The following is a 14749-nucleotide window of genomic DNA, read 5'->3' on the forward strand; positions in this document are numbered from 1 at the left end:
CTTGGGGTTCCGCTACTGTTGAGGCTTGGGGTTCCGCTACTGTTAGGGCTTGGGGTTCCGCTACTGTTGAGGCTTGGGGTTCCGCTACTGTTGAGGCTTCGGGTTCCGCTACTGTTGAGGCTTCGGGTTCCGCTACTGTTGAGGCTTGGGGTTCCGCTACTGTTGAGGCTTGGGGTTCCGCTACTGTTAGGGCTTGGGGTTCCGCTACTGTTGAGGCTTGGGGTTCCGCTTATATCAATTCCTATAATACAATTGAACATAAAATTTCTGATAAAGTAATTCTAAGGTACTATTACGAGAATAGAGTTGTATTGGCGGATGTAAGCAGTTTAAAAACAGTTTAAAATTAACACTTCAAAATAAATTAAAATGTCAAATAACGCAATCGAAATTAACGAAGATCAATTACAGTGGTTGGTTGATCAGGTAAATCAAGAAAAGCAAATTGAAATCAAATCAGGATCCCTTAAGGACCATTTTCTTACCTACTCTTACGAATTGCTTGTAGGTCTTATGAAAGGTGATGAAATTTCCCGGAAAGGGGTTCATATTGTACATGACGATATGTTAGAATCTTTTAAGCTTTTAGATGTATTCTTTGCACATGTTGATGGAGCTTTTCACTGGTCAAATAACCAGACTCCGATTCAGGAATTGGAAGAACATGAGGACTTGGATAACTATTTCGTTTCGGCTTTCAAAATTACCGGAACCGAAGAAAACAAATCTGTAATTCTTTCCGGATCTAAAGTGGTAAGTGTCGGGACAATTACATTCAGCACACCTAAAATTAAGCTTGACAACAGCAACTATCTGTATGTTGAGGAGTTAAAAAACAGGCTTGATACTGTAATTGAACAGGTGGAAGCTTATATGAACGGTAAAACAGCTCCTCAATATGAGCAGCTTTCCATGGAATTCCCAGATGAAGACAGTGAACAAGATTTTGAAAATGCAAAAGTAGATTAATATGTCAATAGCTGAAATCGTAAAGGAAAACGCACCCAATTTATTTACCATTGATGAAAAGCCGAAATTTACTTTAAGGCCGTATCAAAAGGAAGCGGTTGAAGCTGGCATAAGATACTTCCAGGGCAACTCAAAAAAGAACGTTCTTCTTATCCTAACAACTGGAGCAGGTAAATCTGTAGTCATTGCAAATATGCTTACTCCATTGACCGGGAAAACGATCATACTTCAGCCCTCCAAAGAGATATTGGAACAAAACTTTGCAAAGTATATCAGTCAAGGCTTTAAAGCTGCAATTTATTCAGCTTCTGCAGGTCAGAAAAAGGTCGGCCCGGTTACTTTCTGCACAATCGGCAGCATCATTAATAAAAAGCACCTTTTTGAAGGTCTGGAACATATAATTATTGATGAGTGTCACTTGGTAAATCCGAAAGGAGGGATGTACGAAGAGTTTATTTCTGCTTTCCCGAAAGCTAAAGTATTGGGACTTACAGCAACCCCTTACAGGCTTCATAATTCTTTAGAGGGCGCTCAACTGAAATTTTTAACCAGGACCAAACCTAAAGTATTTGATGAGGTTTTATACTATATCCAAAACAGTGAGCTTTTCGATAACGGATATCTGGCCAAATTAGAGTATTTCTCTTTTAATGTTGTGGATAGATCAATGCTTCAGGTGAACAGTTCAGGAACCGATTTCACAGAACAGTCTTTGAGGAGATATTACAGATCTATTGATATGCCTTCCATTATTGTGAAGTACGCGGGCAGGTTACTGGCTAAAAAACCGAACCTTCTTATTTTCTGTTCACTTATTGAAGAAGCTGAAAATGTAACTAAAAGGATTCCAGGAGCTGTAATTCTGACGAGATCTACCAGAAAAGAAGATCGGGAAAGAATTCTTTCACAATTTAAATCCGGGAAAATAAAATGTGTTGTAAACGTAGGTGTACTTACTACCGGTTTTGATTACCCTGAATTAGAATGTGTCCTTATCGCCCGTAGTACAATGTCGTTGGCACTCTACTACCAGATCGTAGGACGGGCAATGAGACCATTTACGTTTCCTGACGGCACAAAAAAAACTTCATGGATTGTAGATCTGGGAGGAAATGTGAATTTCTTCGGGAAAATTGAAACAATGAAAATAGAGCAAACTCCTACAGGATTGTATTACATATCCAACAATGGGAGGCAGCTCACGAATGTACCATTTCAAAAATAAAATAAAGTGGCAAGACCTTTAAAAACAGGATTGGATTATTTCCCATTAGATACCGATATCGCTTCAGATGATAAAATTGAACTGGTTGAGGCTGAATTTGGTTTAAAGGGCTTTGCTGTTGTGATTAAACTTTTCTGCAAGATATATGCTGATAAAGGATACTACTATAATTGGACTGAAGTAGAGAAACTTTTGTTTGCTAAGAAGATGGGTGAATCCGTTGGCTTAGTCGATGAAATTGTTAAGAGGTCGGTTAAGTGGGGGTTATTTAATGAGCCCGTGTTTAATCAGTTTCAAATACTAACATCGTCTGCAATTCAAAGTAGATTTTTAGAAGCAGTTATAAGGAGAGAAAACATTGAAATGTTTAAAGAATTGATGCTAATTGATATTAATGATTACAAAAATAAAGTTAATGTCAACATTAATTCTATAAATGATAACAATAGTACACAAAGTAAAGGAAAGGAAATAAAAGGAAAGAAAAAGAAAGGAGCGGTTTCGCCTCCCGGCGAGTCTTCTCCACCTAAAATTCCTAAAGATCAAAAACCAAAATCAGAAGGTAAAGGTGATGGAGATCCACCAAAAGCCCCACAGGAACCAATATCAGATAAAATTGATTTTAACAAACTCTTGCAATTGATAAACAAAGAAACCGGGCGTGGATTCCAGGTAATAAATGAAAAAGTAAGAAAAAGTTTTCGGGCTAGGCTTAAAGAAGGGTACTCCAAAGAGACAATTTTAAAAGCAATCAAGACAGCTCCTCAAAGTGAATATCATAAAGGAACAGGCTGCCAGTATCTGACCCCTGAATTTTTTTCAAGATCTGATACCCTGGATAAGTATGGAAATGACACTTCAGAATCTAAGCAAATTGTTGAACCAATAAATAACGAAGCTCCAGCAGGAGTTTGGAATGTATGAGTTTCATAGACTTACAGGGTAATGTACAAAGGAAAATGCGTCATATACGCGAACATGGTGAATTGATCCCTGTACACTTCGGATTTCACACATGGAACCAATTTGACAAGGGCAAATATATTATGGGATCCAGAAAAACCACCATTTTGATTGGTGGTGAGCCTAACCATGGTAAATCCCAATTCACAAATGAACTTGTAATGCAGCTGATTGAAAAACACAATTTCAAAGTGGCTTTATTTACAACGGAATCCGGAGATGTGGAAAAGGTATTTACCCATTTTTGCGGTCTCTACCAAGGGAAACCATATTCCCTGATTCGACCAGATGGAACTAAGAATCCCTATGCAATGACAGAAGCTGAGGCCGATGAGGCTGAACACTATCTTTTAGATAAACTCTACATTTTTAGGCAAAACCGGAAAGATTCCAAATATCAGACCCTTGAGAATATCTATAATGAATTGGAAAAAGCCGAGAAGTTCTACGGGATAAAATTTGACACCCTTGTTATTGACCCAATTTACGATGTTGATGATTTTGAACCAAAGGCGGATGAGGTATTGAGGGTTTTGAATAGGATCAATTTGGAAGCTGAAGAGAATAACCGGTACGATATCATAGTAAACCACGTAGGGGACACTCATAAAACTTTTGACCCAAAGACCGGGAAACGTAAAAAATCGCTGGCTTTGGCAGATGAGTTCTACGGAGGAAAGAACAACAACAGGAAAGCGATGCTTCAGGTTTTAGTTCACAGGCCGGAGCCGAACAATGATCCCTCTATAGGTCCAATTGTTAAAGAAAACCAGACAAACATCCATATCCTGAAAGTAAAGCCGGAAGGGATTGCAAAATGGGGAGTTTATGAAATTTACTTCGACTGGAAAAGCCGGAGATATTACGAGGACTATGTTGAAAATGAAGTGACAAAATTCGTTTTTGCCAGCTGCACAAAGTTTTATGATCGAAGTCCAGTAAGTAATTTGAATATACACAATTTAAGATTTACACCAGAACAAGCATTTGACAATGGACCACCGCAACCAACAACAGGAAACTTCCAAGATGACGATGAAGACGACTTCCCATTCTGAAACAGCTGCAGCTTTCAAAGCCTATATGGCCAGATGGAATGATAATGTTGTAACTCAGGATGATATAGAGACACAGTTTATTGTCCGTGAGAAGCTTACTAAAGCTTTTGGAATGATCGAATTCTTATTGAATAAAAGCGATGAGAAAGCAATGATAAAGGCTAGAGGCAATCTGATTCCAGGTTCCAGAGAAGCACTGGATAAAGAAGTTTTTGCCATGAGAGAAAATCAAAAAAAATCCTGGTATCACGATATGAAAACCGTGAGTAATACATTGAGCTACGTCCGCATTATTCTTGAAAATGTTTACGAGATCAAAAACAGGAGAAGTTATGAATGTTTCAAGCTTCGGGCAGACAATGCGAAACTCCGATCCGAGAATGAAAAGTTGAGAGAAGAAATTTCAAAACTTAAAAATGAAAAAAAAATAAACCCGAATGGTTAAAGCCTCTCCAAGAGCTTTACGCCCAAAACAGAAGAGATAAAAGCAATTACAACCACTCCAAAAATAAAGAAAATGAATCTGAAGCTAAAAATATTAGGAACTCCACAGCCAAAACAGTCAGCGAGGTTCGCAATAAGAAAAAATAAGGGAGGACAACAATTCATGCAAAAGTATCAATCAAAAGAAGTAGTACAAAACGAACGGAATATTGCATTTGATGTGAAGTCACAGCTTCCCGCTGAATTCGTTCCTTTTAGTGAGGCTATCAAAGTGAAGGTATTATTTGTTTTTCCTCCGTTGAAGAATTTTACCAAAGCTAAAATGAACGCTTTATCAACAGGATCAATTATTTATAAAACTACAAAGCCGGATCTTACTGATAACCTTATGAAAGGGACTATGGATGCTTTAAATGGGATTGTTTTTACCGATGATGCAATAATTGCCAAAGTTGAAAGTCAAAAAATTTATGGAACTGTTCCCCGAATAGAATTAGAATTTGAAGAATTATGAGATACGAAGAATTTTTAAAAAATAAAGTCATTGTTTCTGAAAACTTCGGATTTGAAGTAAAAATGGTGTCACCAAAATTACACCTACATCAACCGGATATTGTAAGATGGTGTCTGAGGGGAGGAAGAAGGGCAATTTTCGCTTCTTTTGGATTGGGTAAGTCAATGATGCAGCTTGAAATCGGAAAGCAGTGTATTATCAAGGAAAACAAGCCATTTTTGATAGTTTGCCCCCTAGGTGTAGTTCAGGAATTTAAGCGAGATAATAAAAAGCTCGAAACAGATTTAAGCATTGTTTACATTACAGATACCGACGATATTGCGACGCAGCAAGCCGAGCAAAAAGTTCAGGAAAATTACGGAACCGAATATGAAGATGATTTTGTTCATGAGTACATCGATACTCTTGAAAATCAAGAATCGAGAATATTTAATTTTCGAGCAGACACCATATATATCACCAATTATGAGCGGGTTAGAAAGGGCGATATAGATCCTTCAGTTTTCAGTGGCGTTTCATTCGATGAGGCTTCAATATTAAGAAACCTAAAAACTGAAACTACAAATTATGTTTTGAAATACTTTAAAAAAGTTCCTTACAGATTTGTAGCTACAGCAACTCCTTCTCCGAATGATTTTATTGAGATTTTAAATTACGCCGATTATTTAGGGGTTGCGGACCGTGGGCATCTTTTAACAAGATTTTTCAAACGAGATCCGAAAAAAGCAGGAAACCTGCAGCTGTTGGAAAACAAAAAAGATGAATTCTGGAAGTGGGTTTCTACCTGGGCGGTATTTATCAATACTCCTTCAGATTTAGGGTATGAAAATAAAGGGTATGATTTGCCTCCACTGAATTTTATCGAGCACCGGTTAGATTTAACTTCAGATGAATATTCAACAAATAAGTCCGGTAAGCTGGTTTTATTCAAAGACAATACAAAAAGTCTTTTAGATACAGCAAAAGAGAAGCGGGAAAGTATTCCGGAAAGAATTAAAAAAACGATTGAAATACTGGATTCTAATCCAGATAAAAATTTCATTCTTTGGCATCATCTGGAAAGTGAAAGATATGAACTGGAAAAAGCGTTAAAATCCAGGGGAGTAAGTTTTAAAAGCGTGTATGGCTCCCAAACCAATGCTCAAAAAGAACAAATACTTTTGGATTTTTCAGAAGGCAAATTCCAGTATTTAATCACAAAACCTCGCATCGCAGGATCCGGATGTAATTTTCAAGAATACTGCAGCGATATGATCTTCGTGGGAATTGATTACAAATTCAATGATTTCATCCAGGCAATTCACAGGATTTACAGATTTGGCCAAACCCTGCCGGTAAACATCCATATCATTTACACCAATAATGAAGACGAGGTATTTGCAACGCTTCTTAAAAAGTGGGCCAAACACAAAGAACTTCAGCGAGAAATGATCGCTTTAGTTCGTGAATATGGACTTAATTCAGAATTAATTAAAATGCAAATGGAAAGACAAATATTTAATCAAGGTGATAAGATTGAAATCGGAAATGCAATTCTTTACAATAACGATTGTGTAATTGCATTGGATGATATTAAATCAAATTCTGTAGGTTTAGTAATAACCTCCATTCCTTTCGGAAATCTTTATGAATATTCCGATAATTACAATGACTTTGGACACAACGACAGCAATGAGAAATTCTTTGAGCAAATGGACTTCCTAATTCCAAAGTTGTATGACAGTTTAGAAGATGGCAGATTGTGCTGTATCCATGTCAAAGACCGTGTAAGGTACTCTTACCAGAACGGAACCACATTCGAAACAACAGAATCATTCACATCTGATACAATTGATGCCTTTACCGGAAAAAATATCAAAAAGGAAATTGCATTTTATGAAAATGAGATCGCAAAGTTCCGTGAAATGATAAAATCTTCTCCATCTCAGAAAGATATTTTTCAGGATGTAATATCTGGCTTTGAATTAACAATTTCAGAATTGCAAGAAAAATTAAAATTAAGATTCCATTTGATTTCAACAATTACCATCTTAACCGATGTTGTGGCAGAAAATGCACAGACCTACAGATTAGGTTGGTCCGAAAACTGCAAGGATGCGACTTCATTAGGAAAAGGCACAAACGAGTATGTTTTGATCTTCAGGAAAATAACCAATACCGGAAATTCCTATGCTCCTAACCGTGTTTCAAAAACTAAAGAAGAATATACCCGCGGAAAATGGCAGATTGATGCTTCCGGATTATGGCTTTCAAACGGAAATTGCCTTGTAACATTCGAGGAACTTCAGAAAATGAGCAGTTATGAAAAAATAATGGCAATCTGGAAGAAATGGCAGGATGAAGGGTTGTACAACTATGAAGCACATCAAAAGTTTCTGGAAATTATGGATGAAAAAGGAAAGTTGGAAAGCTCAAAATCTACATTTCCTATCAAAAAGGAAACCGATAAGGTTTGGACCAACATCAACCGATTGAGAACCCTCAACGCCAATCAAGTCCAAAAGAAAAAGGAAAAGCATGTATGCCCACTGCAGTTTGATATTGTTGAAAGGTTAATTTTTGAATTCAGCAATGAAAATGATGTCGTATTAGATCCTTTCGGTGGATTAATGACGGTCCCTTATTTAGCTTTAAAACATAACAGAAAGGCTATCGGAATTGAGCTTAATTCAGATTATTACAAAGATGGACTTTTCTATGTTCGTTCAATGGTTGAAAAAATGAACATGCCTACTCTATTTGATTTACTTGAAGAAACTTTATAAAATGAAAAATAAATATATTAAACTAGGACTACTTTCGATCAGCCTTTTATATGTTGACCTTTTCTGCGGAGCTGGGGGAACTTCTACCGGAGTTGAAACAGCAAAGGTTCACGGCGAAAAATGTGCAAAAGTAATTGCGTGTGTCAATCATGATGCCAATGCGATCGCCTCACACGCAGAAAATCACCCGGAATCGATCCATTTTACCGAAGACATTAGAACACTTGAATTAGGTCCTTTGGTTGAATATGTAACCAAAATGCGTAAAGAATATCCATTTGCAAAATTGGTTCTTTGGGCTTCTTTGGAATGTACCAATTTCAGTAAAGCAAAAGGTGGTTTGGCCCGTGATGCTGACAGCCGAACTCTTGCAGAACATTTGGACCGTTATATTGACGCTATAAACCCTGATTCTGTTCAAATTGAAAATGTAGAAGAATTTATGAGTTGGGGAGACTTGGATGAAAAAGGAAAGCCGATCAGCAAGGATAAGGGAAGATTATTTACTAAATGGGTAGATCATATTAAAAACTTTGGTTACAATTACGATTATCGTATTTTAAATGCGGCTGATTATGGGGCTTTAACTTCACGTAAAAGGTTCTTTGCACAATTTAATAAACCGGAATTTCCAATTGTATGGCCGGAACCGACTCACGCTAAAAACCCGGTTAATGGATTGTTTGAAAGTCTTGAAAAATGGAGGCCAGTTAAAGAGGTTCTGGATTTTTCTGATGAAGGTGAAAGTATATTCACCAGAAAGAAACCTTTGGTTGAGGCAACACTCGAAAGAATTTACCAAGGATTAATAAAATTTGTTGCAGGAGGAAAAGAAAAGTGGCTTTTGAAATATAATTCAATTAATGGTAAAACAAAAAAACATATTCCACCAAGTATTGATGATCCATGTCCAACCGTATCTTGTCAGGGAAGGTTGGGCGTAGTAAGTACACAGTTTTTGTCAGCTTACTACGGTAACGGTCATAATCATTCTGTTAATAGACCATCTCCTACTGTCACAACTAAAGATAGGTTGGCATTCATAAACCCTAAATTTTTATGTTCTTACAATTACAAAGATGAACCGAAAGACTTAGAAGACCCTTGCCCTACAGTCTTAACAAAAGATCGTTTTGCGTTGGTAACTCCCCAATCATTAAATGAATCAGTTATTTTACATTGTGACTGTGGACATACATGGATTACGACTGAAATCAAATACCTAAAAGAACCTTGTGAAAAATGTGGAGGTTTTGGAGGTCAGGTAACATTTATAGATCAGCAATTCGGAAAAAGCAAGCCATCTTCAGTAGATACAGTTCTGGGAGCTGTAACCACTAATCCTAAATACGCCAAAGTTTCCGCAGAATGGTTGATGAATACCAACTTTAAAAATATTGGAAGCAATATTGAGGAACCTGCACCAACCATCACCGCAAACCGTAAATGGCACTACTTAATGGATGCTCAGTATGGTAGAATTGGAAACGATATTAATCAACCTTGCTTTACATTAATTGCAAGAATGGATAAACCCCTCCATATTTAATGGAAATTACTCAAAAAGGGGAAATGTTACCATTTATAAAAATTGAAGGAAATTTCATTGTCTATGAAGTCTATGAAAATGATTCTCCAATGATGATGAAGATAAAAGAATTCATGGCTTTTTATGGTCTAATGGACATCAAAATGAGAATGCTGAAGATCCAGGAGTTAAAAGAAATTATGGGATTCCCTAAAGATTATGTTTTGATAGGAACCCAGGCAGATCAGAAAAAATTCATCGGAAACGCCCTGTTTCTCTTTCCGGAATCGAAAACAACAATGGCTGGATTAAGATTGAAAGTGAAGATTTTCCAAAAGAAAGTGGATGGTTTTGGATTAAAACAAGTGATGATACTCTTGTAGTATATTGGGTAAACCACAAAATGAAATTTGTTGATAATGACTGTAGGTATTATTTCAACGATGTAACACATTACAAAAAAATTGAAGAACCTAATCCCCCAATATACTAGCCATGACAAAAGAAGAGCTACTACGAATTTACTCGGCTTATCTGCCGTATAACGTAACGATAACGGACATTTCAAATGATCAAGAATTTATTTTAGATCATGATAATTTAGCAGGAGTATTGAATGATGCTGAACATCTGGATACTATTAGGCTTCACCTTTATGACCTCTCCTATCTCACTAAAGAAATAGAGCATGCAGGGAAAAATTTTGTGCCAATTAAGAAATTATGTGATATGGTTTATTATGGTCAGGAAGCAATTGGAGATCCAAGTAATGGAGACTTTGGGTGGGGACAGGAGTTTGGGAGTAATGGAGTGGTAACGGGAACACTAGAGATATATAATGATCTGACAATATGTTGTTACTCTAATAAAAAAGGTAAACCATATAGAGCAATAAACCAGTTTAGTGCTTATCAAAAACTTTTAGAATGGCAATTTAATACATATAAACTTAGGAAAGATCAGTTCATAAACAAAGCTACATTAAATCAGAAATCATGAAAACTTTAAGTATAAAACAACCGTGGGCTTCTCTTATTGCTCATGGAATCAAAGACATTGAAAACCGGAAATGGAAAACAAATTTTAGGGGTCGAATCTATATTCATGCATCTGCTTTATGGGTTCCAAAACCTATTGACGCGGGAAATCATGGGCCAATCTACACAGATGCTCAATGGAACGAAATTTTGGAAAAATATGACAATCATCTGTCTTCACTTTTGGATCCAAAACAAATTTTTGATAAACTTCCTACTTCTGCAATTATAGGAGAAGTTGACATCATTGATTGTGTGATAAATCATGAAAGTATCTGGGCGGAACAGACTTCAAGTAGAGCCTTTGCAGATAAACAATATTATTTTGATAAACCAATTTACAATTGGGTTTTAGCAAATGCTGTACACTATGAGAAACCAATACTAAATGTGAAAGGGAAGCTTTCTTTCTGGGAATTTGAAAATAACTTATTATGAAAAATTTAAATTACACCGAAGAAATGAAATTCAGATACAGCGGATTAGAATTTCAAATAACTAACATTTCTGATAAAAAAATTCTGTTTAAAAACCTAAAATATCCAGGTTCCTTAGACAGTATGGGAAAAGCCGCCTTCGAACAATTGTTTATTTCAGGAAAAGCAACATTTATTAAATCTTATGGCGATCTACCGAAGTTAATAGCCACCGATTGGGATTTTGTTTGCGCAAAAGAAATGATGTTTTACCAATATCTTCCAATAAAGTTCCCAGAAAGTCAGGTTTTGCAGATTGAAAAAAGGCTCAATGTTTTTTTATCCCTTATTGCTAAAATCGTGACGGATTTTAAAGACACTTATGGAAAGGAAGAGTTTTACAATTCCTACATTTATTTGACGGCCAAAAGACAATACGTTTCGAAGGAAAAACCAATGAACCGCCCCGGATATCATTCTGACGGATTTATGACCGATGATATAAATTATATCTGGAGTGACCGGAACCCAACCATTTTTAATTCTACCAGATTTAATCTAACTTTAGATGATCAGCTTTCATTGAAAGAAATGCAGGAGCAAGCGTTACCGGAAAATGAAGTCACCTATCCGAATTATTCTATTCTTAGATTGGATCAGTTTAATATCCACAAAGTGAATGAAAATGTTGAGGAGGGTATGCGGACCTTTATTAAAATCTCATTCAGCAAAGATAAGTATGATCTGGAAGGCAACTCCCACAACTATGAGCTTGATTACAATTGGGAAATGAAACCCAGAAAGAAATCACGAAATATTCCACAAAGCAAATTCTAATTTCATTCATAAAGTATTCTTTTAGAATACTTTTTTGTATATTTGTGTTATAATTGATTGAAAAAATGGGTATCAAGAAAGATAGACGTAATTATCGTAAACACTCTGAAGAAAATCAAGAGTTGATAAATAAATCTCTCACAGAATTCGGTGCGGGTCGATCTATCCTAATCGACAATGAAGATGAAATTATAGCAGGAAATGAAACCTATACTCAGGCTGAGAAATTGGGTATCCCTATCAAGGTTATAGAAACTGACGGAAAAACTTTAATTGCTGTTAAGAGAACTGATTTATCTACGGATGATGAAGCGAGAAAACAATTGGCAATTATTGATAATCTCGCAAACGATAAATCTGAATTTGATTTTCAGCTCCTTTCAGACGATTTTGAAATAGGTTTCCTTGAAGATATAGGATTTGATAAAATTGACTTTATCCCAAAAGAAGTTGGAGAAAATAACCCTTCGGAAGAATGGGAAGACATACCAGAGTTTGAACAAGAAGATTTATTACCTAAAAACAGGGTAATTGTTTCCTTCGAAAATGATGAGGATAGATTTGCATTCGCTAAGCTTATCGGCGCTAAAATAACAAGGGATACGAAATCTATTTGGTTCCCGGAAAAGAAACCTGACAATGTAAAAGATTTAAGGTACAAAGATGAAGAATAAATTTACTATTTACATCGTTTCCAAAGGTCGATATGAGATTCGATTGACAAGTGAATCACTTTCCAGAATGAAAGTTGATCATTATATAGTTGTTGAGGAACAGGAATATGACTTGTATAGGAAACATACTAAAGGAAACCCTTATGTTACCTTATTGATTTTGGATAAAACTTTCCAGGATAACTACGAAACCCTTGACGATCTTGGAAACACTAAAAGTAAGGGACCCGGACCAGCCAGAAACTTTGTCTGGGATCACTCAATGAAGAACGGATTTGAATGGCACTGGGTTATGGATGATAATATTCAAAGCTTCTACCGATGGAACCGCAACCGACAAATTAGGGTAGAGACCGGAGCCATATTTGCAGCAATGGAAGATTTTTGCATGAGATATGAAAATGTTGTCATGGGTGGCCCAAACTATTTCATGTTTGCATGCTCAAAGCAGAAGACAGCTCCCTTCATTCCTAACACGAGAATTTACAGCTGCAATTTGATCCGAAATGATATCCCTTTCAGATGGAGAGGCCGTTATAATGAAGACACTATTTTATCTCTTGATATTCTTACTGCTGGACTTTGTACTGTACAATTTTACGCTTTTCTGCAGGAGAAACTGAGAACACAAGTTTTGAAGGGCGGCAACACCGGAGAATTTTACGCTAAAGAAGGAACACTTCCTAAATCGAAAATGCTCGTAGACGTATACCCACAATATTCAAGATTAGTATATAAGTTCAAAAGAATTCATCATCATGTTGACTACACCCCTTTCAAAAAAAATAAGTTCATTAGAAAACAAATAGATATTTCACCGGGGGTGAACAACTACGGAATGGAAATTAAAAATATTACTACCTTAGATAAAAATTCTTAGGTATGAAACCCGAAAATAAAAAACTCATGGACTTACAAAAAGTTTTAAAAAATAAGGTGAAAAGAGCCAAAGAGAAAAAGAAAGATCTGGAAGTTCTTATCGATAGTGGATCTGCTTCTCCAAGACATAAGCAGGAATACGTTGAAATAAAAGCGAAAATAGAAGCCTGGGAAGACACTCTTGACTTAATGGACGGAATGATTGATGATTAATAAAAATACACCGATGGACAAACAACGGGATAACAACGGTCGATTTACAAAAGGAAATACTGAGGGGAATAGATTCTCTACAGAAAACCAGCCCGAAAATAATGGCAGGAAATCTAAAAATGTTTCAGACTTCCTAAAGGAGTACGGAGATAGTAATGATGTGACTTTTGAAATTACTGTCTTCAAAGACGGAAAAAAGAAAGTTCAGAAAGGCTCTATTAAGAGCAAAGCATCAATAAATGAATTGATCGCTATAACAATTATTAAAAATGCCATTCAAGGGGATAATAAGACAATAACAACTTTTCTCGAAAGAACAGAAGGGAAAGTGGCTCAAAATTTAAATTTAGGAGGGCAAGAAAATAATCCAATTAAGACTTCTCGTTTTCAATCTGAAGAGGAGGAAAAAGATTATTTGGAATTCGTACAACAAAAATACAAACCTAAAAAAGATATCAAGAAAAGGTAATTTTTTTTATTCAAAAAAGTATTCTTTTAGAATACTTTTTACTAACTTTACAAAGTTAATTTTTAGTAAGCTAAAGCACTTTAGAAAGGGATTAGCAAGGACCGAATTCAAAGAACGTTTATTATTCAAAGCATCCCAATCAGCGCAGAAGTTCAAACAGTGCTTTTTTTCGTTAATACAAACTTTTTTTCATATTAATATTTTGTGTTTAGTGAAGCTCTCTGCTGTGAAGCCCAGAGCTTTTTCAAAATTCTTTTCTCATTTAAGAATTAAAACCAAAGTGAGGGGTGTCGTTATCAGAGAAGCCGTTTCCTAACCCTAAAAAGCGAAAGTGTGATCTGGAGAAGTGGCGGAATTGGTAGACGCCGGAGTCATGACCGCGATATAGCAGGCAACAATCTGTTGAAATGCGTTACAGGTTCGAATCCTGTCTTCTCTACAACCTATTAAGCAGCGCGAGAACGAATATAAGTAGCTTATGTGTGAGGTTCCGGTATCCTGAAACAACTGGTGACATCTTGGAAAGAATAGAGATATGACAAGACAGACAGGTATTAGCACACTAAACGGTAAAAATATTCTGACAGCCGGGAAAGCACCGGCAACCGGGAAAGTAGCTCAGTGGTTAGAGCATGACGGTGCAAACGACAAGGTCGGTGGTTCGAATCCACCCTTTTCCACAACATGGCGTTAAACTACAGGAAATTGTGGCCGTGTTATGATTCTCATGTTTAATTTGAGTTTTCATGGTTATTAGT

17 protein-coding genes and 2 tRNA genes are annotated in these 14749 nt (G+C 36.3%); 18 read left to right on the forward strand and 1 reads right to left on the reverse strand.

Annotated features, from left to right (window positions below; genetic code table 11):
- The coding region (locus tag ACGHIN_RS07430) for a hypothetical protein (RefSeq protein WP_390452215.1) at positions 1-260 on the reverse strand (260 nt) is incomplete at its 3' end.
- 109 nt (positions 261-369) lie between these two features.
- On the opposite strand from ACGHIN_RS07430, the gene ACGHIN_RS07435 reads away from it, so the two are divergent.
- From ACGHIN_RS07435 to ACGHIN_RS07520, 18 genes are all read left to right on the forward strand, one after another.
- Positions 370-969, forward strand: coding sequence for a hypothetical protein (locus ACGHIN_RS07435; RefSeq protein ID WP_390452217.1), 600 nt, complete (start codon positions 370-372; stop codon positions 967-969).
- A 1-nt stretch (position 970) separates the two neighbouring features.
- A complete protein-coding gene (locus ACGHIN_RS07440) occupies positions 971-2194 on the forward strand; it encodes a DEAD/DEAH box helicase (RefSeq protein ID WP_390452219.1) in 1224 nt (407 codons plus the stop codon).
- 6 nt (positions 2195-2200) lie between these two features.
- Positions 2201-3118 (forward strand): Lin1244/Lin1753 domain-containing protein, encoded by a 918-nt coding sequence (locus ACGHIN_RS07445; protein WP_390452220.1) that lies wholly within the window; start codon positions 2201-2203, stop codon positions 3116-3118.
- 122 nt (positions 3119-3240) lie between these two features.
- Positions 3241-4215, forward strand: coding sequence for a P-loop NTPase family protein (locus ACGHIN_RS07450; RefSeq protein ID WP_390452221.1), 975 nt, complete (start codon positions 3241-3243; stop codon positions 4213-4215).
- Positions 4187-4660: a hypothetical protein gene (locus ACGHIN_RS07455; protein ID WP_390452223.1), complete on the forward strand. Its 474-nt coding sequence runs from the start codon at positions 4187-4189 to the stop codon at positions 4658-4660. Before ACGHIN_RS07450 ends, ACGHIN_RS07455 begins: the two co-directional genes overlap by 29 nt.
- A 72-nt stretch (positions 4661-4732) precedes the next feature.
- Positions 4733-5173 carry a RusA family crossover junction endodeoxyribonuclease gene (locus tag ACGHIN_RS07460; protein ID WP_390452224.1) on the forward strand — a complete coding sequence of 147 codons (441 nt, stop codon included), beginning with the start codon at positions 4733-4735 and terminating at the stop codon, positions 5171-5173.
- Entirely contained in the window at positions 5170-7938 is a 2769-nt protein-coding gene (locus tag ACGHIN_RS07465; protein WP_390452226.1) for a DNA methyltransferase, read from the forward strand. The genes ACGHIN_RS07460 and ACGHIN_RS07465 overlap by 4 nt, the downstream gene beginning before the upstream one ends.
- Position 7939: 1 nt before the next feature.
- Entirely contained in the window at positions 7940-9487 is a 1548-nt protein-coding gene (locus ACGHIN_RS07470; RefSeq protein WP_390452228.1) for a DNA cytosine methyltransferase, read from the forward strand.
- A 23-nt stretch (positions 9488-9510) separates the two neighbouring features.
- On the forward strand, positions 9511-9849 hold the full coding sequence (locus ACGHIN_RS07475) for a DNA cytosine methyltransferase (protein WP_390452229.1): 339 nt from the start codon (positions 9511-9513) through the stop codon (positions 9847-9849).
- 112 nt (positions 9850-9961) lie between these two features.
- Complete coding sequence (locus ACGHIN_RS07480; protein WP_390452231.1) at positions 9962-10465, forward strand: hypothetical protein; 504 nt, start codon at positions 9962-9964, stop codon at positions 10463-10465.
- Positions 10462-10941, forward strand: a complete 480-nt coding sequence (locus tag ACGHIN_RS07485) for an ASCH domain-containing protein (RefSeq protein ID WP_390452233.1) — start codon at positions 10462-10464, stop codon at positions 10939-10941. The genes ACGHIN_RS07480 and ACGHIN_RS07485 overlap by 4 nt, the downstream gene beginning before the upstream one ends.
- The gene (locus tag ACGHIN_RS07490; RefSeq protein WP_390452235.1) at positions 10938-11756 is read left to right on the forward strand and encodes a hypothetical protein; all 819 of its coding nucleotides are present in this window, start codon (positions 10938-10940) and stop codon (positions 11754-11756) included. Before ACGHIN_RS07485 ends, ACGHIN_RS07490 begins: the two co-directional genes overlap by 4 nt.
- 65 nt (positions 11757-11821) lie before the next feature.
- Entirely contained in the window at positions 11822-12430 is a 609-nt protein-coding gene (locus tag ACGHIN_RS07495; protein ID WP_390452237.1) for a ParB N-terminal domain-containing protein, read from the forward strand.
- On the forward strand, positions 12420-13310 hold the full coding sequence (locus ACGHIN_RS07500; protein ID WP_390452239.1) for a GREB1-related protein: 891 nt from the start codon (positions 12420-12422) through the stop codon (positions 13308-13310). The genes ACGHIN_RS07495 and ACGHIN_RS07500 overlap by 11 nt, the downstream gene beginning before the upstream one ends.
- Before the next feature lie 26 nt (positions 13311-13336).
- Positions 13337-13522 (forward strand): hypothetical protein, encoded by a 186-nt coding sequence (locus tag ACGHIN_RS07505; RefSeq protein ID WP_390452241.1) that lies wholly within the window; start codon positions 13337-13339, stop codon positions 13520-13522.
- The gene (locus tag ACGHIN_RS07510) at positions 13515-13991 is read left to right on the forward strand and encodes a hypothetical protein (protein WP_390452243.1); all 477 of its coding nucleotides are present in this window, start codon (positions 13515-13517) and stop codon (positions 13989-13991) included. The genes ACGHIN_RS07505 and ACGHIN_RS07510 overlap by 8 nt, the downstream gene beginning before the upstream one ends.
- 340 nt (positions 13992-14331) lie before the next feature.
- Positions 14332-14430 (forward strand) — tRNA-OTHER (locus ACGHIN_RS07515).
- Between the two features lie 168 nt (positions 14431-14598).
- Positions 14599-14671: transfer RNA gene (locus ACGHIN_RS07520), tRNA-Cys, on the forward strand.
- The last annotated feature ends 78 nt before the right edge of the window (positions 14672-14749 follow it).

It is taken from the genome of Chryseobacterium barbadense (genome assembly GCF_042849955.1).
Taxonomy (GTDB): Bacteria; Bacteroidota; Bacteroidia; order Flavobacteriales; family Weeksellaceae; genus Chryseobacterium.

Bases quoted from the DNA above. Each gene is read 5' to 3' on its own strand.
- ACGHIN_RS07450 (WP_390452221.1), top strand. From the start codon at position 3,241: ATGGGATCCAGAAAAACCACCATTTTGATTGGTGGTGAGCCTAACCAT.
- ACGHIN_RS07470 (WP_390452228.1), top strand. From the start codon at position 7,940: ATGAAAAATAAATATATTAAACTAGGACTACTTTCGATCAGCCTTTTA.
- ACGHIN_RS07455 (WP_390452223.1), top strand. From the start codon at position 4,187: ATGACGATGAAGACGACTTCCCATTCTGAAACAGCTGCAGCTTTCAAA.
- ACGHIN_RS07505 (WP_390452241.1), top strand. From the start codon at position 13,337: ATGGACTTACAAAAAGTTTTAAAAAATAAGGTGAAAAGAGCCAAAGAG.
- ACGHIN_RS07475 (WP_390452229.1), top strand. From the start codon at position 9,511: ATGTTACCATTTATAAAAATTGAAGGAAATTTCATTGTCTATGAAGTC.
- ACGHIN_RS07435 (WP_390452217.1), top strand. From the start codon at position 370: ATGTCAAATAACGCAATCGAAATTAACGAAGATCAATTACAGTGGTTG.
- ACGHIN_RS07510 (WP_390452243.1), top strand. From the start codon at position 13,515: ATGATTAATAAAAATACACCGATGGACAAACAACGGGATAACAACGGT.
- ACGHIN_RS07465 (WP_390452226.1), top strand. From the start codon at position 5,170: ATGAGATACGAAGAATTTTTAAAAAATAAAGTCATTGTTTCTGAAAAC.
- ACGHIN_RS07490 (WP_390452235.1), top strand. From the start codon at position 10,938: ATGAAAAATTTAAATTACACCGAAGAAATGAAATTCAGATACAGCGGA.
- ACGHIN_RS07460 (WP_390452224.1), top strand. From the start codon at position 4,733: ATGAATCTGAAGCTAAAAATATTAGGAACTCCACAGCCAAAACAGTCA.
- ACGHIN_RS07500 (WP_390452239.1), top strand. From the start codon at position 12,420: ATGAAGAATAAATTTACTATTTACATCGTTTCCAAAGGTCGATATGAG.
- ACGHIN_RS07495 (WP_390452237.1), top strand. From the start codon at position 11,822: ATGGGTATCAAGAAAGATAGACGTAATTATCGTAAACACTCTGAAGAA.
- ACGHIN_RS07480 (WP_390452231.1), top strand. From the start codon at position 9,962: ATGACAAAAGAAGAGCTACTACGAATTTACTCGGCTTATCTGCCGTAT.
- ACGHIN_RS07440 (WP_390452219.1), top strand. From the start codon at position 971: ATGTCAATAGCTGAAATCGTAAAGGAAAACGCACCCAATTTATTTACC.
- ACGHIN_RS07485 (WP_390452233.1), top strand. From the start codon at position 10,462: ATGAAAACTTTAAGTATAAAACAACCGTGGGCTTCTCTTATTGCTCAT.